Annotated in this window: 18 protein-coding genes; 9 read left to right on the forward strand and 9 right to left on the reverse strand. The window is 66.3% G+C overall.

From position 1 onward, the window contains the following. The first annotated feature begins 315 nt into the window (after positions 1-315). The 3 genes from Q358_RS0106070 (at position 316) to Q358_RS0106080 (ending at position 4,262) form a co-directional block, all read left to right on the forward strand. On the forward strand, positions 316-1,323 hold the full coding sequence (locus Q358_RS0106070; protein WP_027961233.1) for a glutathione S-transferase family protein: 1,008 nt from the start codon (positions 316-318) through the stop codon (positions 1,321-1,323). Positions 1,324-1,492: 169 nt separating this feature from the next. Beyond that, complete coding sequence (gene hslO / locus Q358_RS0106075; RefSeq protein WP_027961234.1) at positions 1,493-2,368, forward strand: Hsp33 family molecular chaperone HslO; 876 nt, start codon at positions 1,493-1,495, stop codon at positions 2,366-2,368. Positions 2,369-2,708: 340 nt separating this feature from the next. Beyond that, positions 2,709-4,262 (forward strand): phosphoenolpyruvate carboxykinase, encoded by a 1,554-nt coding sequence (locus tag Q358_RS0106080; protein ID WP_027961235.1) that lies wholly within the window; start codon positions 2,709-2,711, stop codon positions 4,260-4,262. Between the two features lie 167 nt (positions 4,263-4,429). Here the strand turns inward: Q358_RS0106080 and Q358_RS0106085 are convergent, their stop codons facing one another. Continuing rightward, on the reverse strand, positions 4,430-6,139 hold the full coding sequence (locus Q358_RS0106085; protein WP_043487753.1) for an AMP-binding protein: 1,710 nt from the start codon (positions 6,137-6,139) through the stop codon (positions 4,430-4,432). A 230-nt stretch (positions 6,140-6,369) separates the two neighbouring features. Here Q358_RS0106085 and Q358_RS0106090 point away from each other — a divergent pair, with 230 nt between their 5' ends. The 3 genes from Q358_RS0106090 (at position 6,370) to Q358_RS0106100 (ending at position 11,048) form a co-directional block, all read left to right on the forward strand. Continuing rightward, on the forward strand, positions 6,370-8,742 hold the full coding sequence (locus tag Q358_RS0106090; protein WP_027961237.1) for a Tex family protein: 2,373 nt from the start codon (positions 6,370-6,372) through the stop codon (positions 8,740-8,742). A gap of 180 nt (positions 8,743-8,922) precedes the next feature. Then, positions 8,923-10,533: a glutamate--cysteine ligase gene (gshA, locus tag Q358_RS0106095; protein WP_027961238.1), complete on the forward strand. Its 1,611-nt coding sequence runs from the start codon at positions 8,923-8,925 to the stop codon at positions 10,531-10,533. A 5-nt stretch (positions 10,534-10,538) separates the two neighbouring features. After that, complete coding sequence (locus Q358_RS0106100; protein WP_027961239.1) at positions 10,539-11,048, forward strand: disulfide bond formation protein B; 510 nt, start codon at positions 10,539-10,541, stop codon at positions 11,046-11,048. A 111-nt stretch (positions 11,049-11,159) separates the two neighbouring features. On the opposite strand, the gene Q358_RS0106105 is transcribed toward Q358_RS0106100, so the two are convergent. Genes Q358_RS0106105 through Q358_RS0106125 form a run of 5 tightly spaced genes read right to left on the reverse strand, consistent with a single transcriptional unit; the run spans position 11,160 to position 15,680 of the window. Further along, positions 11,160-11,840: an ABC transporter ATP-binding protein gene (locus Q358_RS0106105; protein ID WP_027961240.1), complete on the reverse strand. Its 681-nt coding sequence runs from the start codon at positions 11,838-11,840 to the stop codon at positions 11,160-11,162. A gap of 3 nt (positions 11,841-11,843) precedes the next feature. After that, entirely contained in the window at positions 11,844-12,587 is a 744-nt protein-coding gene (locus Q358_RS0106110; protein ID WP_027961241.1) for an ABC transporter ATP-binding protein, read from the reverse strand. Continuing rightward, on the reverse strand, positions 12,580-13,611 hold the full coding sequence (locus tag Q358_RS0106115; RefSeq protein ID WP_084286459.1) for a branched-chain amino acid ABC transporter permease: 1,032 nt from the start codon (positions 13,609-13,611) through the stop codon (positions 12,580-12,582). The genes Q358_RS0106110 and Q358_RS0106115 overlap by 8 nt, the downstream gene beginning before the upstream one ends. Continuing rightward, a complete protein-coding gene (locus tag Q358_RS0106120) occupies positions 13,604-14,524 on the reverse strand; it encodes a branched-chain amino acid ABC transporter permease (RefSeq protein ID WP_027961243.1) in 921 nt (306 codons plus the stop codon). The genes Q358_RS0106115 and Q358_RS0106120 overlap by 8 nt, the downstream gene beginning before the upstream one ends. Before the next feature lie 13 nt (positions 14,525-14,537). Continuing rightward, complete coding sequence (locus tag Q358_RS0106125; protein WP_027961244.1) at positions 14,538-15,680, reverse strand: ABC transporter substrate-binding protein; 1,143 nt, start codon at positions 15,678-15,680, stop codon at positions 14,538-14,540. Between the two features lie 231 nt (positions 15,681-15,911). Between Q358_RS0106125 and Q358_RS0106130 the strand changes: the two genes are divergently transcribed. Then, positions 15,912-16,412: an Rsd/AlgQ family anti-sigma factor gene (locus tag Q358_RS0106130; protein ID WP_027961245.1), complete on the forward strand. Its 501-nt coding sequence runs from the start codon at positions 15,912-15,914 to the stop codon at positions 16,410-16,412. Between the two features lie 152 nt (positions 16,413-16,564). On the opposite strand, the gene Q358_RS0106135 is transcribed toward Q358_RS0106130, so the two are convergent. Both Q358_RS0106135 and Q358_RS0106140 read right to left on the reverse strand, forming a co-directional pair. After that, the gene (locus Q358_RS0106135) at positions 16,565-19,633 is read right to left on the reverse strand and encodes an efflux RND transporter permease subunit (RefSeq protein ID WP_027961246.1); all 3,069 of its coding nucleotides are present in this window, start codon (positions 19,631-19,633) and stop codon (positions 16,565-16,567) included. A gap of 1 nt (position 19,634) precedes the next feature. Continuing rightward, positions 19,635-20,759, reverse strand: coding sequence for an efflux RND transporter periplasmic adaptor subunit (locus Q358_RS0106140; RefSeq protein WP_027961247.1), 1,125 nt, complete (start codon positions 20,757-20,759; stop codon positions 19,635-19,637). A 239-nt stretch (positions 20,760-20,998) separates the two neighbouring features. Here Q358_RS0106140 and Q358_RS0106145 point away from each other — a divergent pair, with 239 nt between their 5' ends. Continuing rightward, positions 20,999-21,973, forward strand: coding sequence for a malate dehydrogenase (locus Q358_RS0106145; protein ID WP_027961248.1), 975 nt, complete (start codon positions 20,999-21,001; stop codon positions 21,971-21,973). 224 nt (positions 21,974-22,197) lie between these two features. Here the strand turns inward: Q358_RS0106145 and Q358_RS0106150 are convergent, their stop codons facing one another. Then, on the reverse strand, positions 22,198-22,854 hold the full coding sequence (locus tag Q358_RS0106150) for a histidinol-phosphatase (RefSeq protein ID WP_027961249.1): 657 nt from the start codon (positions 22,852-22,854) through the stop codon (positions 22,198-22,200). Positions 22,855-23,007: 153 nt separating this feature from the next. Between Q358_RS0106150 and Q358_RS0106155 the strand changes: the two genes are divergently transcribed. Next, positions 23,008-23,499 (forward strand): RNA pyrophosphohydrolase, encoded by a 492-nt coding sequence (locus tag Q358_RS0106155; protein WP_027961250.1) that lies wholly within the window; start codon positions 23,008-23,010, stop codon positions 23,497-23,499. Positions 23,500-23,515 lie beyond the last annotated feature (16 nt).

Below are 23,515 nucleotides of genomic sequence, written 5' to 3' on the forward strand. Positions count from 1 at the left end.
TATAAGGCGAAAAAAGGCTTCTGAACGATAACTCATGGAGGGGGAATTGCCTAGGCTGTATACATGCACAGCAACTCCGCCCCGCGTGACCTTCTTGCAGTGTCACAGGGTGGCATGGAGAGTGGCGAACGCTGTTTTCTAACAGCGTATTGGAACGACCCTGGCCTGGAATTGCAACCCCCTCCAGTTGAGGGTCAATTCGCTGTTGTCGAATGAAGGCGCCCGTAAGGGGCGCTGAATCATCGAGGGTTTCGTTCTACGCTAGGGGGAAATACACAACCGGCGGCCCTGGCCGCCCCTTCGAGGAGGATTTCCATGGGCCTGTTGATCGACGGCGAATGGCACGACCAGTGGTATGACACCCAAAAGCACGGCGGCGAATTCGTGCGTGAGTCCGCGCAGCTTCGCGACTGGGTTACCCACGATGGCGGCGAGGGGCCCGATGGTCAGCCGGGTCGAGCCGCCGAGGCGGGGCGTTATCATCTCTATGTGTCGCTGGCCTGCCCCTGGGCCCATCGCGTGATGATCCTGCGCCGGCTGAAAGGCCTCGAGGGCCTGGTGGGCCTCTCTCATGTCAGCCCGCTGATGCTCGGCGAGGGCTGGAGCTATCATGAGGACGAAGGCTCGAGCGGCGACCCCATCAACGGCGCGGCCTATCATCGTGAGCTCTACACCCTGACCGATCCCCGTTATACCGGCCGGGTCACGGTGCCGGCGCTCTGGGATCGGCATGTCGGGGGCATCGTCAACAACGAGTCTGCCGAGCTGCTGCGCATGTTCAACGGCGCCTTCGATACCCTGACCGGCAATCGTCTCGACTTCTACCCGGCCGAGCTGCGCGAGACCATCGATGCGGTCAATGCCGATGTCTATGACCATATCAACAACGGCGTCTACAAGTCGGGCTTCGCCACCGAGCAGTCGGTCTACGAGAAGCATGTGGTGGCGCTCTTCGAGTCACTGGATCGCATGGAGGCGCGCCTGGCAGAGAACCGCTACCTGGCCGGCGAATGGCTGACCGAGGCCGATATTCGCCTGTTTACCACCCTGGTGCGCTTCGATGCCGTCTACCATGGCCACTTCAAGTGCAACCTGCGGCGCATCGAGGATTACCCCAACCTCTCGAACTACCTGCGCGAGCTCTACCAGTGGCCGGGCGTCAAGGAGACGGTGGACTTCGACCATATCAAGCGCCATTACTATTATAGCCACGACACCATCAATCCCACCCGCATCGTGCCCCGCGGCCCCGTGCTGGGCCTGGAGCGCCCCCACGACCGTGAGCGCCTGGCGGGGCAGGGGGTCTGGACCCGGGATTCCTGACGAGGCGGCCGGCACCGCGGGACTATCCCGGCGACCGGAGTCGATGGGTGCTGTAGGGCGAGCCTGGCGCTACACGCCATCTCCGGTAGTCCTGCCCCTCGCCGGAAAAGTGTCGGATGTTTTTGCTAGAATGCGCCCAACTTACCTCCCCCGATTCGATGCGAGACCCATGACCGACCAGATCCAGCGTTTCCTGTTCGACAACACCAACGTGCGCGGCGAACTCGTGACCCTCGAGCAAGCCTATGCCGAGGTCCTCGACCGCCATGACTATCCCCCCGCGGTGAACCGCCTGCTCGGCGAAATGCTCGCCGCGGTGGCCCTGCTGACCGACACCGTCAAGCTCGACGGCACGCTGAGCATCGAGGTACGCGGCGGCGGCGCCCTGTCGCTGTTGATGGCCGAGTCGAACCCCGGCGGCGAGCTGCGCGCCATCGCCCGCATGGCGGAGGAAGCGGAAGGCGTCGCCGACGAGGCCGGCTTCCGGGAACTGATCGGCGAGGGGCGGATCATGATCACCCTGGACCCCCGCGAGGGGCATCGCTATCAGGGGGTCGTCGCCCTGGACCGTGACAGCCTGGCCGACTGCCTGGCCGACTACTTCGCCCAGTCCGAGCAACTGCCCACGCGCCTGTGGCTGGCCGCCGACGGTCAGCGCGCCGGCGGCCTGCTGCTCCAGCGCATGCCCGACGAGTCCCGGAATCAGGATGTCGATGCCTGGGAACGCACCGTGCACCTGGCCGCGACGGTCAAGGAAGAGGAGTTGCTGGCCCTTGCCCCCGAGGAACTTCTCCGGCGCCTCTATCATGAAGAAACGGTACGAGTCTTCGACCCCAAGGCGCTGTATTTTGGTTGCACCTGCTCCCGTGAGCGCATCGCCGATGCCCTGGTGAGCCTGGGCGCCGAGGAGCTGCGTGACGTGCTGGCGGAGCAGGGCGGCATCGAGACGCAATGCCACTTCTGTCATACCCGCTATGCCTTCTCCGTCGAGGACGTCGAGACGCTGCTGGCCGGTTCCAGCGAGCCGCCCCCCATCCTGCACTAGCCGACTGACGGGGCCATCGCCGGGGCCGGTTCGTGAGGCGATGGCCCCGGGCCGGTGGGCACGGGGGTTCGTGCCGGCGCCTGTTGTGTCGGGTCAATGCTGCGGCGCACACAAGAAATGTAGCGAAATCCCCGCATGTTGTAGAAAAACTACATGAATTTCGCCTAAATAAGGGCGTTCCCCGCCGAGTTTCTTTTTGCCATAATGACGCCGCCCTCCAGGTGCGATCATGACCAGCAGATGGTTAACCGCACGGTATGATCGTTACAGCCCCTCTGCTTTTTGCGTCACCGCCGACGCCAGGCACATGAGAGAATCGGCCCACGGCCCAGGAATCGACATGACCACACCTCAAGCTTCCCACGCTCACGTCAACCTCAGCAGCGCCGAACTGATCGAGCGGTCAATCGCCGGCGGTGAAGGCCGCCTGGCCGCCAATGGCGCCCTGGTGGTGAGCACCGGCACCCGTACCGGCCGCTCGCCCAAGGATCGCTATATCGTCGACGAGCCGACCACCAGCGAGAAGATCGACTGGGATAGCGTCAACCGTCCCTTCGACGCCGACAAGTTTGCCGCCCTCTGGGATCGTGTCGCGTCGTACCTGGGCGACAGGAAGCATTATGTCTCCGAGCTGCATGTGGGCAGCGACCCCAATTATTACCTGCCGGTGCGCGTGCAGACCGAGACCGCCTGGCAGAACCTCTTCGGCCGCACCATGTTCGTGCGCCCCGAGGCCTACAACCCGGCCGCCAAGGACGAGTGGACCATCCTCAACGCCGCCGACTTCGCGTGTGACCCGGCTCGCGACGGCACCAACTCCGACGGTTGCGTGATCATCAACTTCGCCGAGAAGAAGGTGCTGATCGCCGGCATGCGTTACGCCGGCGAGATGAAGAAGGCGATGTTCTCGGTGCAGAACTTCCTGCTGCCCGAGTTCGACGTGCTGCCGATGCACTGCTCGGCCAACGTCGGTGAGGATGGTGAGACCTGCCTGTTCTTCGGCCTCTCCGGCACCGGCAAGACGACCCTCTCTGCCGACCAGGCGCGTTACCTGATCGGGGACGACGAGCATGCCTGGGGGCCGGGCACCGTCTTCAACATCGAGGGTGGCTGCTACGCCAAGTGCATCGACCTCTCCGAGAAGAACGAGCCGGTGATCTGGAAGGCCATCAAGTTCGGCACCGTGCTGGAGAACGTGGTGCTGGACGATCGCCGCGAGCCCGACTACGCCGACGACAGCCTGACCCAGAACTCGCGTGCCGCCTACCCGCTGGAGCACGTCGAGAAGCGCGTGGCCGAGAACCGTGCCGGCGAGCCCAATGCCATCGTGTTCTTGACCTGCGACATGTCCGGCGTGCTGCCCCCGGTCTCCGTGCTCTCCAAGGAGGCCGCGGCCTACCACTTCCTCTCCGGCTACACCGCCAAGGTGGGCTCCACCGAGATGGGCTCCTCCGAGGGCCTGGCCGCCACCTTTTCCACCTGCTTCGGGGCTCCCTTCTTCCCGCGCCCGGCCCGCGAGTATGCCGATCTGCTGATCAAGCGTGTGGCGGAGAAGGATGCCCAGGTGTATCTGGTCAACACCGGCTGGACCGGCGGCGCCTACGGCGAGGGTGGTGCCCGCTTCTCCATTCCCACCACCCGCGCCATCATCAGCGCCATCCAGTCCGGTGTGCTGCGTGAGGTCGAGACCCAGCGTCTCGACGGCCTCAATCTCGATGTGCCCACCGCGGTGCCGGGCGTCGACTCCAGCCTGCTCAACCCCCGCGAGACCTGGGCAGACAAGGACGCCTACGATCGCCAGAGCCAGGAGCTGGCCGCCCAGTTCGTCGACAACTTCAAGAAGTTCGAAGGCGTCAGCAACGAGATCATCAAGGCCGGCCCCAGCCTGACCTGATCGGGTCGGCAGGGCCTCGCGTCCGGCCGATGGCATGATCCAAACGACCCCGGTACCGCCAAGGCGGTGCCGGGGTCGCTTGTTATGTGAAACATGCAGGGATTTAACCCCCGTGTGAGCGCGATAAGTCGCGCTCACACGGAGGATCTAGCCGATCGTCCCCTTGCTCAGCCCTTGAGATCCGGGAAGTCTTCCTCGAAGAACTCCATCTCGTCGCGCTGGTCGCCGGTCTTGTCGACCTCGGCCTGACGCAGCTCCACGCGACGAATCTTGCCCGAGATGGTCTTGGGCAGGTCGGCGAACTCCAGCCGGCGAATGCGCTTGTAGGGCGCCAGGCGCTCGCGGGTGAAGGCGAAGATATCCCGGGCCAGCTCGGGGCTGGGTTCATGGCCGCCGGCGGGAATGATATAGGCCTTGGGCACCGAGGTCCGCACCGGGTCGGGGCTCGGCACGATGGCCGCTTCGCCCACCGCCGGGTGCTCGATCAGCACGCTCTCGAGCTCGAAGGGGCTGATGCGGTAGTCGGAGGCCTTGAAGACATCATCGGCCCGGCCCACGTAGGTGACATAGCCCTGTTCATCAATGCTGGCGACGTCGCCGGTTCGATAGTAGCCCCCCTGCATGGCGATGGCCGTGCGCTCCGGGTCGTTGGCGTAGCCCACCATCAGGCCGGCGGGGCGCTCCTCGCCCAGCGCCAGGGCGACCTCTCCCTCGCCGGCCGGCTTGCCTTCGGCATCGAGCATCGCCACGCGGTAGCCGGGCAGCGGGCGACCCATGGAACCGGACTTGAGGTCCTGGCCGGGCGAGTTGCCGATCTGGGCGGTCGTCTCGGTCTGTCCGAAGCCGTCGCGAATGGTCAGCCCCCAGGCCCGGCGCACCTGTTCGATGACCTCGGGATTGAGGGGCTCCCCGGCGGCCACCGCTTCACGCAGCCGCGTTTGGTGGGACGCCAGATCCTGCTGGATCAGCAGGCGCCAGACGGTGGGCGGCGCGCACAGGGTGGTGATCTCGTAGTGCGCCAGCACGTCGAGGAGGGCGGCGGCATCGAAGCGGTTATAGTTATACAGGAAGACGCAGGCGCCGGCGTTCCAGGGCGCGAAGAAGCAGCTCCAGGCATGCTTGGCCCAGCCCGGCGAGCTGATGTTGAGGTGGCGGTCCCCCGGCTGCAGGCCGATCCAGTACAGGGTCGAGAGGTGGCCCACCGGGTAGGACTGGTGGGTATGGGTGACCAGCTTGGGCTGCGAGGTGGTGCCGGAGGTGAAGTAGAGCAGCATGGGGTCGTCGGCGGGCGTCGGGCCATCCGGCGTATAGGCGTCACTGCTCTGGTGCGACTCGGCGAAATCATGCCAGCCGGGGGCGGCATGGCCCACCGCGATACGCGTCAGGTCGGGATGCTGACCCTCGAACTTCGCGAGGTGGTCCTCGCCGATGACCAGGTGCTTGACCTCGCCGCGGGAGATGCGGTCGTCGAGGTCCTCGGCGGTCAGCATGGGGGTGGCGGGGATGATCACGGCGCCCAGCTTGATGGCGGCCAGCATCACCTCCCATAGCGGCACCTCGTTACCCAGCATCAACAGTATCCGCTCGCCGCGCTTGACGCCCAGGGCGTGCAGCCAGTTGGCGACCTGGTTGGAGCGACCGGCCAGCTCGGCGAAGCTCAGGCGTGCCTCGCGGCCATCCTCCTCGACGATCCACAGCGCCGGGGCGTCATTGTCGCGGGCCATGACGTCGAAATAGTCCAGCGCCCAGTTGAACTCGGTAAAGCGTGGCCAGCGAAAGTCGCGGTAGGCGGTGGCGTAGTCTTCGCGATGCTCGATCAGAAAGTCGCGGGCGGCAAGAAAGTCGGACAGGTTGGATGCGCTGTCGGCTGTCGGCACGGCACGGCTCCTTTTGTTGTGATGTCGATGTGCTGTGATGTCGATATGCTGTGATATCGGTGTGCTGCGATATTTTTCAGCGTCACATGAATCTAGCTGGATTCGGTGCCGACTGTCCAAGAACCAAGCGAACGCTTGGACTAAAGTTGTTGAATGACCCGCGCGTGGCTCGTCACGGCGTTTGTGATACCTTGTCGCGATTGATTCTCGAGCATCAGTGAAGGGGTTACATGGACGCCACCAAACGCATCACCGCGCGCCTCGCCGAAGAGCTATCCATTCGTCCACAGCAGGTCACGGCCACGCTGGAGCTGCTCGACGGCGGGGCGACCGTGCCCTTCATTGCCCGCTACCGCAAGGAAGTGACCGGCGGGCTCGACGATACCCAGCTGCGCAATCTGCATGAGCGCCTGGGCTATCTGCGTGAGCTGGAAGACCGCCGGGCCACGGTGCTGGCCACCATCGAGGAACAGGGCAAGCTGACCGACGAGCTGGCCGGGCTGATCGGGGCCGCGGATACCAAGCAGCGCCTCGAGGACCTCTATCTGCCCTACAAGAAGAAGCGTCGCACCAAGGCGCAGATCGCGCGTGAAGCGGGGCTCGAGCCGCTGGCGGATGCCCTGCTGGCCGACCCCAGCCTCGACCCCGAGGCCGAGGCGGCGGGGTATCTGCGTCCCGCAGAGGGCGATATTGCCGCGGTGGAAGACACCAAGGCCGCCCTGGACGGCGCCCGCCAGATCCTGATGGAGCGCTTCGCCGAGGACGCCGAGCTGGTCGGCCGACTGCGCGAGCGGCTATGGAGCGAGGGCGAGCTCAGCGCCCGAGTCATTCCGGGCAAGGAGCACGAGGGCGCCAAGTTCTCCGACTACTTCGAACACGATGAACGCCTGGCCAAGGCGCCTTCCCACCGGGCGCTGGCCATGTTCCGCGGCCGCAACGAGGGCGTGCTGACGCTGGTGATTCGCCTGCCGGGGGAGGAGGAGGCGCCGATCCATCCGGCCCAGGTCGCCATCGCCAAGCACTTTGCCATCCGTGACGAGGGGCGTGCCGCCGACAAGTGGCTGCGCGACGTGGTGCGCTGGACCTGGCGGGTCAAGCTCTACACCCATCTGGAGACCGAACTGCTGGGGCGGTTGCGCGAGGGCGCCGAACTCGAGGCCATCGAGGTCTTCGCGGCCAACCTCAAGGACCTGCTGCTGGCCGCCCCCGCGGGGCAGAAGGCGACGCTCGCCATCGATCCCGGCCTGCGTACCGGCTGCAAGGTGGCGGTGGTGGATGCCACCGGCCAGTTCCTGGCTCACACCACCATCTATCCCCATGCCCCGCGCAATGCCTGGGACGCCTCGCTGGCCGAGCTCGCCAGGCTGGTGGAGCGCCACGATGTGGCGCTGATTGCCGTGGGCAACGGCACCGCCAGCCGCGAGACCGACCGCCTGGCCGGCGACCTGGTGAAGCAGCTGGCCGGCAAGCGCGCCCTCTCCAAGGTGATGGTCAGCGAGGCCGGCGCCTCGGTCTATTCGGCCTCGGAGTATGCCGCCCGGGAACTGCCCGATCTGGATGTCACCATCCGGGGCGCGGTCTCCATCGCCCGGCGCCTGCAGGACCCCCTGGCCGAGCTGGTCAAGATCGAACCCAAGTCCATCGGTGTGGGCCAGTACCAGCATGACGTCTCCCAGGTGCAGCTGTCGCGCAGCCTAGAGGCGGTCATCGAGGACTGCGTCAACGCCATCGGGGTCGATCTCAACACCGCCTCCAGCGCGCTGCTCTCTCGGGTGGCGGGTCTCTCGCCGGCGCTGGCCGAGGCCATCGTCGCGCGGCGCAATGCCGAGGGGCCCTTCGCCAGCCGCAAGCAGCTGCTCGATGTCGGCCGCCTGGGGCCCAAGACCTTCGAGCAGTGTGCCGGCTTTTTGCGCATCATGAACGGCGATAACCCGCTCGATGCCAGCGCCGTGCACCCCGAGGCCTACCCCGTGGTCGAGCGTATCGCCGAAAGAAGCCGCCGCGAGCTCGGCAGCCTGATCGGCGACAGCGCCACCCTCAAGGCCGTGAAGCCCACCGAGTTTGCCGACGAGCGTTTCGGGGTGCCCACCATTACCGATATTCTCGCCGAGCTCGACAAGCCGGGCCGCGATCCGCGACCCGAGTTCAAGGCCGCCGAATTCCGCGAGGGGGTCGAGACCCTCAAGGACCTGGAACCGGGCATGGTGCTCGAGGGTAGCGTCACCAACGTCACCCACTTCGGTGCCTTCGTGGATATCGGCGTCCATCAGGATGGCCTGGTGCATATCTCGGCGCTTTCCGACAAGTTTGTCGAAGATCCTCGTTCGGTGGTCAAGGCCGGCGATATCGTCAGGGTCAAGGTGATGAACGTCGACCTGGAGCGTGCGCGGATCGGTCTCTCCATGCGCCTCGACGACCAGCCGGACGAGCAGGACGCCGGCCGCCGTGGCGGTGAGCGGTCCCGAGCCGGCCAGCAGCCGGCAGGCAAGAAGCCGCAGCGCAAGGGCGCTCGGGGCGGCGGCGGTAGCCGCTCGCGGGACGACGAGCCGGGACAGGTAGGCGCCCTGGGTGCCGCGCTGCTCAAGGCGAAGCAGAAACACTAGCCGGCGTGCCGCCAGCCGGCAGGCGGGGTGAAGTCCCAAGCCGGCTAACCTTTGCATGGCGGCCGTCAGGTAGCATAATCAGCCTATCAATGGGCGCCGCTTGGGCGCCCGTCTCATTATCAGCGTGGCGAGCCGTCTCGGTGCCTTCCACCGCGCCTTCCCAACACAAGGGGTGCTACCTTGTCCGAATCACTCACCAATCTCGTTTCCCGCCTGGAGGGCTCAGCCCGTCAGGGTGAGTTCAGTCGACTGCGCCGCGGCCTCGAGAAGGAAGGGTTGCGCGTCGACCCCGAGGGACGCATCGCCCAGTCGCTGCACCCTCGGTCGCTGGGCTCCAAGCTGACTCATCCGCATATCACCACGGATTATTCCGAGGCGCTGCTGGAATACATCACGCCGGTGACCTGCCGGGCCGTCGATGCCATGGCGTTTCTCGGCGACCTGCACCGTTTCAGCTATCGCTACCTGGGCGATGAGCTGATCTGGCCGGCCAGCATGCCGGCGCGCCTCGACGGCAACGACAGCATTCCCATCGCCGATTATGGCGTCTCCAACGTGGGCACCATGAAGCGGGTCTACCGCCAGGGACTCGATGTTCGCTACGGGCGCATCATGCAGTCCATCGCCGGGGTGCACTACAACGTCTCGTTGCCCGACGACCTCTGGACGCTGCTGCGTGACCTCGAGGGTGTCGAGGACACGCCGCTGAACGACTACCGCTCGCAACGCTATTTCGGCCTGATTCGCAATTTTCGGCGCCACAGCTGGCTGCTGCTCTATCTGTTCGGCGCCTCGCCGGCCATCGATCGCAGCTTCCTGCCCGATGGCAACATTCCCGACAAGCTCGAGCCCCACGGCGAAGAGACGCTGGTGTCGCGCTATGCCACCAGCCTGCGCATGTCGGATCTGGGCTACCAGAACAAGGTGCAGGAGCAGCTCAAGATCTGCTTCAACTCGCTCTCCAACTACGTCAACACCCTGCGCCATGCCATCTCCACGCCGTGGCCGGCCTACGAGGCGTTGGGCGTCAATGCAAATGGCGATTGGCACCAGCTCAACGCCAATATCCTGCAGATCGAGAACGAGTACTACAGCGATATCCGCCCCAAGCGGGTGGCCCGCCACGACGAGACGCCAAGCCAGGCCCTGGAGGCCCGGGGCGTGGAGTATATCGAGGTGCGCTGTCTCGACCTCAACCCCCTGCTGACCCTGGGCGTGGATGAGACCCAGATCCACTTTATCGATACCTTCGTGATGTGGTGCCTGCTCTCCGAGAGCCCGTGGATCCCGGATGCCGAGTGCGACACCCTCGACGATAACCGCCAGCTGGTGGTGGAGCGTGGCCGCGACCCCGAGCTGCGTCTGAACCACGCCGGTAACGCGCGCAGCGTGGCCGACTGGGGCGGGGAGATCCTCGACGAGATGCGTGGCGTCGCCGAGCTGCTCGATGCGCTGGAGGAGGGCACGCCCCATGCCGATGCCGTGGCCGCCATGGCCCCGCGCCTGGACGACCCGGCGCTGACGCCCTCCGGTCAGCTGCTGGCGCGGTTGCAGGAGAATGGCGAAGAGTTCTCCGATGCCATCCTGTCCATCGCCCGGGAGCAGGCCGAGCAACTTCGCCATGAGCCCATCGACCCCGGTCGGGAGCGGCTCTTCGAGGAGCTGATCGAGACGTCCCATCAACAGCAGACCCAGATCGAGGGCGCCGATCGTGTCGCCTTTGCCGACTTCCTGAACGACTACTTCGAGCGGGCGCGGGAGTCGCGGGTGACCGCTGGGGCCGGCCAGTGAGCGGCCTGGCGCGGCTCGAGGTGCGTCACTGGAGCCTCGCCGGCCTGGCCTTCTGTGTCTTGATGATGGCGGTGGCCCTGGGGCTCGAGCATCTCGTGGGCCTGGAGCCCTGCCCGCTGTGCATCTTCCAGCGCGTGGCGGTCATCGCCGCGGGGCTCGTGTTCGCCGTGGCGTTGATCCATAACCCCGCCGGCCGCCTCGGGGCGGCCCTCTACGGCGTGCTGAGCCTGGCGGCCGTCGGCACCGGTATCGGTGTGGCCGGGCGGCACCTCTGGCTACAGTCGCTGCCCGCCGACGAGGTCCCCAGCTGCGGCCCCGGCCTCGACTACATGCTGGATATCCTGCCCCTGCAGGAGGTGGTCAATATGGTGCTCTCCGGCTCGGGGGAGTGTGCCGAGATCGACTTCCTGTTCCTGGGTGTCTCCCTGCCCGCCTGGACGCTGGTCGGCTTTATCGTGCTGGCGCTCGCGCCGCTGGGCCTGTTGACCCGCAAGCCGGCCATCGCCGAAGTGTAGGAGCCCGATTTATCCGGCGATAGGTGATCGATGTGGCTCTGTTGGGCATCGCCGAGGTGTCGGGCCAGCAGTCAATCGCGTTCCTGGGAGGCGGGTGTCCGCCCTGGTGCGCTACACCCCCAGATAGCGGTCGCGCAGAGACTCGGTGAGCGCGTCGGGCGGCCCGGTCCAGGCGCTGCGCCCCTTCTCCAGCAGCACGCAGCGGTCGGCCATGGGCAGCAGCTCCGAAAGGGTCTTGTCGACGATCAGGATCGCCAGGCCCTGGCCCTTGAGGCGGCGGATGGCGTGCCAGATTTCCTGGCGGATCACCGGGGCGAGCCCCTCGGTGGCCTCGTCGAGCACCAGCAGCCGTGGGTTGGTCATCAACGCCCGGCCGATGGCCAGCATCTGCTGCTCGCCGCCGGAGAGGGTGGCGGCGGACTGGCGGTCGCGCTCGCCGAGGCGTGGAAAGAGAGCCTCGACCTTTTCCAGCGTCCACTCCCCGGGGCGCGCCGCCACCAGCAGGTTTTCGCGTACCGTCAGGTTGGGAAAGCAGCGTCGCCCCTCCGGTACCAGGCCTAGCCCCAGCCGGGCGATGCGCTGGGGTGACAGGCGTCGCAGGTCGTGCCCCGCGAACCGGATGCGTCCGGCGTGGGCCGGCGTCAGGCCGAACAGTGAACGAATGGTGGTGGTCTTGCCCATGCCGTTACGCCCCATCAGCGCCACCATCTGGCCGGCCTCAACCTCCAGGTCCACGCCGAACAGGGCCTGGGCGGGGCCGTAGCGTGTCTCGATGGCTTCCATCTTGAGCATGGGTCACTCTCCCAGGTAGGCGTCGCGGACCCGTGGGTCACGGCGGATGGTGTCGCCGTCGCCATGGGCGATGACCCGGCCGGCGACCAGCACCGAGAGGCGTTCGGCGAGTCGGAATACCGCCTGCATATCGTGCTCGATCAAGAGAATGGGCACCTCGCGCTTCAACGACTCGAGCAGTTCGGTGAGCCGGGCGGAGCCTTCCGGCCCGAGGCCGGCCATGGGTTCATCCAGCAGCAGGGCGCGGGGCTCGAGCGCCAGGGCGCAGGCGACCTCCAGGGTGCGGCGCTCGCCGTGGGAGAGCTGCGCCACCGGCGTCCAGGCGCGATGCTCCAGCCCCATGCGGGCGAGGGCCGCCATGGCCGGCTCCAGCAGGCGGCGGTCGCGTTGCACCGGTGTCCAGAACTTGAAGCTGTGGCCACCGACCGCCTGCACGCCGATCATCACGTTACGGATCACCGTCAGCGGCTCGGCCAGCGACGAGACCTGGAAGCTGCGGCCCAGCCCGCGTCTTGCGCGGGCTGCGACGCTCAGGTCGGTAATCGCCTCGCCGCCGAGCAGGATGCGGCCGGCATCGGGCCGCAGGGTGCCTGCGATCTGGGCGATCAACGTCGACTTGCCGGCGCCATTGGGGCCGATCAGGGCATGGATCTCGCCGGGTTGCAGGGTCAGCGAGACATCGTCGGTGGCCGTCAGGGCGCCGAAGCGCTTGTGAAGCCCTTCGAGGACCAGTACCGCCTCACTCATGGGGTTCTCTCCCGGCCAGCCAGCCCATCACGCCGTGACGGGCGAACAGCACCACGCCCAGCAGCACCAGGCCCAGGAACAGCTGCCAGTACTCGGTCAGCCCGCCGAGCAGGGTCTCCATGCCGATAAACAGCACGGCCCCGGCCAGGGGGCCATAGAGGCGGCCGACGCCGCCCAGGATGACGATCACCATCAGCTCGCCGGACATGTGCCAGCTGAGCATGCTGGGGCTGACGAAGCCGTTGAGATCGGCATACAGCGCCCCGGCCAGGCCGGTGATCATCGCCGAGACCACGAAGGCCAGCAGGCGGATGGGGTAGGGGGAGACGCCGGCGGTGGCCAGGCGGGTTTCGTTGAGTCGCGCCATGGTCAGGGCCGCGCCGAAGCGAGAGCCCATCAGCCGTGAGGTGATCGCCATGGCCAGCACCAGGCCGGCGAAGCAGATCAGAAAGAAGGTCAGCGGGTCCTGGGTGTCGAGCCCCGGCAGCCGATTGCGCAGGTAGATGGGCAGGCCATCCTGGCCGCCGTAGGTCGGCCAGGAATTGGCGAAGTAATACACCATCTGGGCAAAGGCCAGGGTGATCATGATGAAGTAGACCCCGGAGGTGCGCAGCGAGACGGCGCCGATCAGCAGCGCCAGCAGGCCGCAGGCGAGCATCGCCAGGGGCCACAGCACCAGCAGGTTGTCGCTGCCGGGCAGCAGGCCCATGAAGGCGGTGGCATCGAAGGCATGGTAGGCGCCGATCCCGGCGACATAGCCGCCCAGGCCGAAGTAGGCGGCGTGGCCGAAGCTGATCATGCCGCCGTAGCCCAGCGCCAGATTGAGCCCCACCCCGGCCATGGCGATCAGGGTCAGACGAGAGGCGAGGGATACATAGTAGGGCTGCCCCAGCAGGTGGGCGACCACCGGTAGCGCCAGCAGCAGGGCCAGCATGACGAGCTGTATTCCCCCCTGGCGGCCGAAGCGGCGCGGTGAGGCGGGCGGTTCCAGGTGAGCGGTGCCGGAAGGCGTCGAATCAGTCATTGGCGGTGAAGAGTCCCTTGGGCTTGAAGGCCAGGATCACGGCCATGAGGATATAGATCAGCATCGAGGCCAGGGCGGCACCCACGTCGGTGGCCTCGGAGGGAGGCAAAAAGCCGCGGAAGAACAGCGGCAGGAAGACCCGGCCCAGGGTATCCACCATTCCCACCAGCAAAGCACCCAGCAGGGCACCCTTGATGGAGCCGATGCCGCCGATGACGATCACCACGAAGGCCAGGATCAGCACCGGCTCGCCCATGCCCACCTGTACCGACTGCAGCGCGCCGACCAAGGCCCCGGCCAGGCCGGCGAGCCCCGCGCCGAGGGCGAAGACCGCGGTATAGAGGCGCGAGATATCGATACCCAGGGCACCGATCATCTCCCGGTCACTCTCGCCGGCGCGTACGCGCATGCCCAGTCGGGTCTTCGAGATCAGCAGGTAGAGCGCCACCGCCACCGCGATGCCCACGCCGATGGTCACCAGCCGGTAGAGCGGATAGCGGGCATCGCCGGGCAGGGTGACATAGCCCGATAGCCACTCAGGCGTGTTCAGCCACAGCGGCGAGGCGCCGAACAGCCAGCGCGTGCCTTCGGAGAAGATCAGGATCAGGGCGAAGGTGGCCAGCACCTGGTCGAGGTGCGAGCGGTGGTAGAGCCGGCGGACGACGATCAGCTCCACCAGCGCCCCCACCGCGGCGGCGCCCAGCAGGCCCGCTCCCAGGCCCAGCAGGAAGGAGCCGCTGGCGGCGGTGACCGCCGCGGTCAGGTAGGCCCCCACCATGTAGAAGGATCCATGGGCCAGGTTGATCAGGCCCATGACCCCGAATATCAGGGTCAGGCCGCTGGCCATCAAGAACAGCATGGTGCCCAGCTGTAGGCCGTTGATCAGTTGCTCGAGAAACAGGGTGGCTGACACGTTCTGGGGTCCGTTACATCTTGCAGTCGACGTGATAGATATCCTGGATATCTTCCACGGCAATGCCGAGCAGGCGGTTGGTGGGTTCGCCATCCTCGCCGGCGACGACATCGCGTACGTAGATGTCCTGGATGGGGTGCTGGTTGGGGCCGAAACGGAATTCACCGCGGACCGAGTCGAAGTCCGCCTCGCGCAGGGCCTCGCGGAAGGCGTCCTGGTCGTCGGGGCGGGCCTGTTCCAGGGCGGCAAGGATCAGGTTGGCGGTATCGAAGCCCTGGGCGGCATACAGGGTCGGCATGCGCTCAAAGGCCTCCTGAAAGCTCTCGACGAAGGCACGATTGGTATCGTTGTTCAGGTCGTAGGCCCACAGGGACGTGTTCTTGGCGCCGATGGCGGCCTCGCCTACTGCCTTGACAAGAGTTTCATCGAAGGAGAAGGCGGCGCCGAATATCGGCATCTCCACGCCGGCGTTCTGCCACTGTTTCATGAAGGAGATGCCCATGCCGCCGGGCAGGAAGAAGAACAGGCTATCGGCATCGCTGGCGCGAATCTGGGCGATCTCGGCGGCGTAGTCGGTCTGGCCTATCCGGGTGTAGAGCTCGCCGGCGACCTCGCCTTCGTACAAGTGCTTGAATCCCGCCAGGGCGTCGGTACCCGCCGGATAGTTGGGGGCCAGGATGATCGGGTTTTCGAAGCCCTCTTCATGCATGTAGGCCCCCATGGCCCCGTGCAGGTTGTCATTCTGGTAGGCGACGTTGAAGTAGTTCTCGTGGCACATGCGCCCGGCAAGATCCGAGGGACCGGCATTGGGCGACAGGTAGAAGGTCCCCTGGCGAACCACGGAGGGCACCACGGCCATGGCCAGGTTGGACCAGATGATGCCGGTCATGAGGTCCACGTCGTCGCGCTGCATAAGCTCGTTGGACAGGTTGCGCGCCAGATCGGGCTTGCGGGCATCGTCCTTCACCAGCACCTCGATATCATCGCGACCCGACTGCTCGATGGCCAGCATGAAGGCATCGCGGACATCGACGCCCAGGTGAGAGCCACCCCCGGAAAGGGTGGTGATCATGCCGATCTTGACCTCTTCGGCATGGGCGGTGGCAGTGCCGGTGGCGAGCAGCAGGCCGAGACCCAGGCGAGCAAGCTGTTTCATGAAGAACCTCGAGAAGCGGGATATTGTTGGTGTCGACATAGACTACCAAGGAAATGCCCGTTCAAGGCAGTGGAAAAGGCCGCAATAGTCGTCTTGACGGCGTGGGCCGTCCACGTTCGAGCCTGCAGGATTGACAGCCCCATCCGGTAGCGCGACTCTGGTGCTGACCCGGCCGGGCGCTGGACGCCCTCGGCACCCATGAGCTTGCTCGACCCAATGATTGGAGGTCCCATGCTGGAGAACTGCAAGAGCGCCCTGGAGCGCTGGGGTGGTGTACACCAGCTGATCGATCGCTGGCTGGACCAGCGCCGAGACCTGTTGGTCAACCTCATCGAGCTCAAGGAGATCAGCGATGTCGAGCTGGAGGCGGTGACCAAGGAGCGCATCGATGCCTTCAGCGAACTGCTGATGGATTACATCAGCGCCGGCCATTTCGAGGCCTATCCCCAGCTGCGCGAGGAGGCCCGGGCCTTCGAGGACGATGCCGCCCTGACCCTGGCCGATAGCCTGCTGGCGCGCCTGGAGAACTCCACCGCCCTGATGCTCGATTTCGATGACGAGTATGCGAGCCCGGGGCGCGTACGCCAGAACCTCGTGCGTCTGCCCGCCTGGCTGGAGCGCCTGGCCCACGGCCTGAGCGAGCGTTTCGACCTGGAGGACAAGTTGATCGGACGAGTTCACGCCCGCCATGCGCCGGATGCCGCCCGGGCGGAGGCGGTCTCCCGCCCGTAGGAGCGTGATTTTAGCCCGCAGGGGACTGCCCGGGGACAGTCCCCTTAACCCCCGGGGACAGTCCCCCAACCCCCGGGGACAGTCCCCTTAACCCCCGGGGACAGTTCCCTTAACCCCCGGGGACAGTTCCCTTTGCTACGAGCGCCGGTTGATCATGCTTTCTTCCGGTGCTCGAAGCGTCCGCCGAGCACCAGCATGCAGGGCGTCAGCAGCAGCGTCAGGCCGGTGGCGAAGGTCAGTCCGCCGGCGATGGCGCTGGAGAGCTGGGTCCACCACTGGGTGGAGGGGGCGCCGATGCCCAGGCTGGGGCCAAGCAGGTCGACGTTGATCCCCATCACCATGGGGAGTAGGCCCAGCACCGTGGTCACCGCCGTCAGCAGCACCGGCCGCAGGCGCAGGCTGCCCGCCTCCAGGGCGGCATCGAACGGCGCCAGGCCCTCGCCGCGCAGCTGATTGTAGGTGTCGATCAGCACGATATTGTTGTTCACCACGATCCCCGCCAGGGCGATGATGCCCATCCCCACCATCACGATGCCGAAGGGCTGGGCGTTGGCCAAGAGCCCCAGCAGCACGCCCGCGGTGGAGAAGATGATCGCCGAGAGCACCAGCCCCGCCTGGTAGAAGCTGTTGAACTGGGTCACCAGGATCAATGCCATCAGCCCGATGGCAACCATGAAGGCCCCGCCCAGGAAGCGGCTGGCCTCCTGCTGGTCTTCCTGTTCGCCGGCCACATTCACCTGTACCCCCTCCGGGGGCTCGCCGGCGGCCTCGAGCAGGGCGTTCAGGCGCTCATCGGCGCTGGCGTCGGCGGCCACATCGGCCTCCAGGGTGATGGCACGGCGCCCGTCGATGCGATGCAGGGTGCCGACCTTGGGGGCCGGTTCCACCGACACGAAATGCGATAGGGGCACCTGGCCGCGAGAGGTGTTCAGGCTTAGTCGGCCCAGCTGGTCGAGGGTACGGTCGCCTTTTGGCAGGCGGATGCGGATATCGACTTCGTCATCGACCCCCTCGGGGCGATAGCTGGCCACCTGGACGCCGGTGGTCAGCAGCTGTACCGCGCTGCCCACGCTGGATACATCGGTGCCGAAGCGAGCCGCGGCCTCGCGGTCGACGATGACCCGCCACTCCACCCCGGGCAGGCTGCGATTGTCCTCGATATCGCGAAAGCCCCCCAGGTCGTTCATTAACTCGCGCAGGCGGTCCACCGCCTGGTTCGCCAGTTCCGGCCGCTGTCCGCCGATCTCCAGCACGATGGGCTTGCCTTCGCCGGGCCCCATCTGCTGTTTGCGAAACTCCAGCACCAGGCCGGGCAGGTCGGCGGTTCGCTCGCGCATCTCGTCGAAGACCTCGGCCAGCGGACGCCGCCGGTGCCAGTCGATCATCTGGAACTGCAGCAAGCCGATGACGTCGGCGCCGAGCTGTTCATTCGGGGTGGCGAAGGAACGCGCATAAAAGGTCTCGACCTCGCTCATGTCGCTCAGGCGAGCCTCCACTCGCCGCACCATGGCGTCCTTCTCCTCGACGGAGAAGTCACCGCGGGTACGCACCAGGACCTGGGCGGAGTCGGGCTCCACGCTGGGGAAGAACTCGACGCCGTGGTTCAGGCGCGCATAGGCGGTGTAGACCAGCGCCATCAGCAGCACCGTGAACAGCAGGGTCAGCGCCGGGTGGGCGAGCAGCCGCGACAGGGCGTGGCGATAGAGGCGTCCGCCGGCGGTGGCGCCGACCGGTGCCGAGCCTTGAGACGCCGCCCGCGCGCCGAACACACCGCCCAGGGTCGGCAGAAATACCAGGGCCATGGCCAGGGACGCGAGGAGACACAGGATCACCGTGGCGGGCAGATATTTCATGAACTCGCCGACCATGCCGGGCCAGAACAGCAGCGGCACGAATACCGCCAGGGTCGTGGCGGTGGAGGCGATCACCGGCCAGCCCATGCGGTTTGCCGCCTCCCGCCAGGCCTCCCGAGGCGCCATGCCCTGGCGCAGGTAACGGTCGGCCAGTTCGCTGACCACGATGGCGCCGTCGACCAGCATGCCGGCGACCAGGATCAGCGCGAACAGCACCACGATGTTGAGGGTGTAGCCCACCGCCCAGATCATCAGGATGCCGCTCAGGAAGGCGCCGGGGATCGTCAGCCCCACCAAGAGGGCGCTACGGGCGCCCATGGCGGCCAGGATCACGATCAGCACCAGCACCACCGCGGTGACCACATTGTTGAGCAGCTCCGAGAGCATGTCCTCGACGAACTCGGACTGGTCGGTGATGGTGGTGATCTCCAGGCCCTCGGGGATCAGGTTCCCGGCCTGTTCGAACAGCGCCTGTACCTGCTCCACGGTGGCGATGATATTGGCACCGGCGCGCTTCGAGATCTCCAGTACCAGGGCCGGCTGGCCGTCGATGCGCGCGTAGCCATCGGGGTCCTTGAAGGTCGGCCGGATGATGGCCACATCGCCGAAGGTGACGACGCGGTCGCCGTCCACCTTCACCGGCATGGCCATCACATCCTCGAGGGTCTCGATCACCCCGGGCACCTTGATGCCGAGCCGGCCGGCGCCGGTATCCAGGCTGCCGGCGGCCACCAGGCGGTTGTTGCGGCTGACCAGGTTGAACAGCGTGGAAAAGTCGATGCCGTAACTCTCCAGCACCAGCGGGTCGACCACGATCTCCAAAAGCTCTTCGCGGTCGCCGCCGATATCCACTTCCAGCACCTCGGCGATGCCCTCGATCTCTTCCTGAATCCGCCGGGCGATGGCCACCCGCTGGCTCTCGTCAACGGCGCCCGACAGGCCGATGGAGAGTACCGGGAACTCGCTGACGTTGACCTCCACGACCCGGGGCTCCTCGGCTTCGGAGGGCAGCTCCACCTTGGCGATATCGACCTTCTCGCGCACGTCGGAGAGCGCCTGGTCGGCATCGAAGCCGGCATCGAACTCCAGGGTGATCGAGGCGTGGCCCTCGCTGGATTGTGCGGTCGTCTTGCGCAGCCCCTCGATGCTGCGCAGCTCCTGCTCCATGGGGCGCACCAGCAGCCGCTCGCCGTCCTCCGGGCTGACCCCCTCCAGGGCCATGGCCACGTAGATCATGGGGATGGCGACGTCGGGGTTGGCCTCCTTGGGGATCGCCTGCCAGGCGGCCAGGCCCGCCAGCAGCAGGGCGGTCAGCAGCATCAGGGTCGTGCGGGCGCGGGCTTGAGCGGCCGCGATCAGCTGGCGCATCTCAGCGGGCCCCCACGTCGTTGGCGGTGTCGGTGTTCGCGGTGTCGTCCGCCGCGACCGGGATAACGCGCTGGCCGATCTCCACCATGCCGGCGCCGAGGGTGATCAGGCGCAGCGGGTCGGGTAGCCCGGCCACCCGGGCGCTCTCGAGGTCGGCATCCACCAGCGTGACCGGGGTCTGTACGACCCGGTCATCGGCGTCGAGATGCTTGACGGCCAGCTCCCCGTCGGGATTGAGCGCCAGCAGGGCAGGCGAGAGGCGGTGCACGCGGCGTTCGGGCAGGGTGATCGCCAGGGTGGCGCTGGCGCCGGCCAGGCGGCGGCCCTCGGGGTTGTCGGCGCTGACCTCGACGCGGAAGCTGCGCGTCGCCTCATCGGCGCGGCGGGCCACCAGGCTGACCCGGCCATTCAGCCGCGAGCCGTCCAGCAGCCGCAGCTCGGCGGGCTGGCCCACCTCGAGGGCGAGGGCATCCTGCTGTGGGGCCCAGGCCTGGGCCGTGAGCCGCGAGTCGTCGACCAGTCGCCCCCAGGTCTCGCCCGGCTGCAGCAGCTCGCCGATCTCCACGTCGAGCCGGTCCAGGGTGCCGGGGAAGGGGGCGGTGAGGCGGGTGTCATCGCGCTGGCGCCGCAGGGCGGCCAGTTCCGCCACGGCCCGGCTGACGTTGGCCTGGCGACGCAGGTATTCGGTCCGGGAGATCAGCTCACGCTGACGCAGGGAGTCGGCCCCCGACAGTTCGGCGCGGGCCAGGGCCAGGTCGTCCTCGGCCTGGGACAGGCGTGCGGGGAGCTCCTCCTGGGCCTGCTCCAGGAGAGGTACCCCCGCCTCGACCCGGCTGCCTTCCGCCACCGGCAGTGTCGCCACGCGGCCGGCCTGGCGGGCACGCAGTTCCAGGGCGCGGCGTGCCGCCAGCTCGCCCTGCAGCACCAGGGTAGGGGCGTGGGTCTCGGCATCGCGCGAGGCCACCTCTACTCGAGGCGCCTCGGCGTCGGCCTCGGCGGCGGGCTGCGTCTCCGGCGGAGCATCGCGAAAGCCCTGGATATCGCCCAGCAGCAGCCAGGCGAGCAGGATGATGACCAGCCCGATGGCAAGCAGGGCGGGGAGTGGCGGAAGACGATGTCGAGGCATGCGGTGTCCATCAGCGGGCATGAGAGCGCCAGCATACTATTCTCGCCGAAGGTTCTCATACACGCGTTTGTCGCACTCGCCCCTCACAAGCGCAGCGGCGCTAACCTTAGGTTGCATTGAGTTTTGTGCACTGCAGGCATAACATCTTGGCGGTCTGTTTTCAGGCCAGTGCGGGCCCGGTGCCCGCCCGGCTCATCCTCACGGCGACAACCCGCGCGTTGACAATCCAAGGAGCCACCATGAAAGACCCCGTTCGCATTGCCATTACCGGCGCCGCCGGCCAGATCAGCTACTCCCTGGCCTTCCGTATCGCCTCCGGCGACATGCTGGGCAAGGACCAGCCGGTCATCCTGCAGCTGCTCGAGATCACTCCGGCCATGGACGCGCTGAACGGCGTGGTCATGGAGCTCAACGACTGTGCCTTCCCGCTGGTGCAGGATATCGTCGCGACCGACGACGCCAATGTCGCCTTCAAGGACGCCGACTTCGCCCTGTTGGTGGGGGCTCGCCCGCGCGGTCCGGGCATGGAGCGCAAGGACCTGCTGGAAGCCAACGCGGCGATCTTCTCCGTACAGGGCAAGGCGCTGAACGACAACGCCAGCCGTGATGTCAGGGTCCTGGTGGTGGGCAACCCGGCCAACACCAACGCCCTGATCGCCTCCTGCAACGCGCCGGACCTGAATCCGGGCCAGTTCACCGCGATGATGCGTCTGGATCACAACCGTGCCAAGACACAGCTGGCGCAGAAGGTCGACAAGCATGTGACCGACGTGGAATCGATGATCGTCTGGGGCAACCACAGCGCGACTCAGTACCCCGATATCGCCCACTGCAAGGTGGATGGCAAACCCGCCACCGAGCTGGTCGATCAGGAGTGGTACGAGGGAACCTTCATTCCCACCGTGCAGCAGCGCGGCGCGGCGATCATCAAGGCGCGTGGCGCCTCCTCCGCGGCTTCTGCGGCCTCCGCGGCCATCGACCACATGCGTGACTGGGCGCTGGGCAGCGACGGCATCGTCAGCATGGGCATTCCCTCCGACGGCAGCTACGGCGTTGAGCCGGGCATCATCTACTCCTACCCGGTGACCTGCCAGGGCGGCAAGTACGAGATCGTCCAGGGCCTGGACGTCAGCGACTTCAGCCGCGAGCGGATGAACGCCACCGAGCAGGAGCTGCGCGAAGAGCGCGCCGCCGTGGAACATCTGCTGGGCTAACCTCGAGCTGTACGCCTTACGCTTTATGCGGTAAGTGAAAACCCCGCCAGGTCATGCCTGAGCGGGGTTTTGTATTGCGCTCGGGAACAGCCCCTCTGGCGTCGTTTCCCTACCGTCAGGGACAGTCCCCGGCTGAGCCATCAGGTCGGTATTCATGCACCTTGTCGGCATCGTTAACCCCGCCGGGGACTGTCCCTTTTACCGTCGAAGGTCCCATCGCCGGATCAGTCCCGCAGGCTCATGATTCGCCAGCCGCGCGACTTGGCGGCTTCGCGCAGGGTGGGGTCGGGGTCGACGGCCACCGGGTAGTCGATGATTTCCAGCAGCGGCAGGTCGTTGTGGGAGTCGCTGTAGAACCAGGCGTCGTCCAGGGTCTGCTCCTTGTCGGCCAGCCACTCTTCCAGGCGCGTGATCTTGCCCTCGCGATAGCTGGGGGTGCCGCTCACCCTGCCAGTGTATCGCCCCTCGATGACCTCGGGCTCCACGGCGATCAGGTCGTCGACGCCCAGGCGTTCGGCGATGGGCCCGGTGATAAAGCGGTTGGTGGCGGTGATGATCAGCAGGGTATCGCCGCGAGCGCGATGGCGTGCCAGCAGTTCTTCCCCTCTGGGCAGGATGTGCGGCTCGATCTTGCTGGCCATGAACTGCTGGTGCCAGGCGGCGAGCTGCTCGGGGGCGTGCTCGGCCAAGGGCTTGAGCGCCACTTCGAGAAACGCCTGCATATCCAGAGTGCCGGCCTCGTAGTCGGCCATGAAGCGGTCGTTGGCCTCGCGGTAGGCGACGGGGTCGACGGCGCCCTGCTCGAGCAGAAACTCGCCCCAGGCATGGTCGCTGTCGATCGCCAGCAGGGTGTTGTCCAGGTCGAAGATGGCCAGGCTCACTGAGACTCTCCAGGGTTGCAGACGGGTGGGTGAAAGGCCCGCGATTATGGCAGAAGCCGTATTCTCCTGCATCTTGTGGCGGAAGGCGTATTGATGCGCTTCACGGCCTTGTGGAAGAATGGCTGCAATACTGGTTTTAACAAGGTGAAGTCCGTGATCGACGCTGACGGCTTTCGCCCCAATGTTGGCATCATCATTGCCAACGATCAGGGGCAGCTGCTTTGGGCGCGTCGGGTAGGGCAGAATGCTTGGCAGTTTCCCCAGGGAGGCATCAAGGCTGACGAGACACCCAAACAGGCGCTATTTCGAGAGCTCCATGAGGAGATCGGCCTGACGGCCGAAGACGTCGAGATCCTTGCTTGCACCCGGGGTTGGCTGCGCTATCGCCTGCCGCGACGCATGATACGCACGCACTCCTGGCCGGTATGCATCGGCCAGAAACAGAAGTGGTTCCTGCTTCGGATCCGCTGTCAGGAGTATCGGATATGCATGGATCTTTCCGAGAAGCCGGAGTTCGACGGCTGGCGCTGGGTCAGCTACTGGCATCCGCTGGCACAGGTGGTGTCCTTCAAGCGTGAGGTCTATCGCCGTGCCCTGAAGGAACTTTCGCCACGCGCTCAGCGTCTGGCATTGGGCCACGGCTAGGCGCTGGCTTATGGCT

Origin of the sequence: Halomonas halodenitrificans DSM 735, assembly GCF_000620045.1 — a bacterium.
Taxonomy (GTDB): Bacteria; Pseudomonadota; Gammaproteobacteria; order Pseudomonadales; family Halomonadaceae; genus Halomonas; species Halomonas halodenitrificans.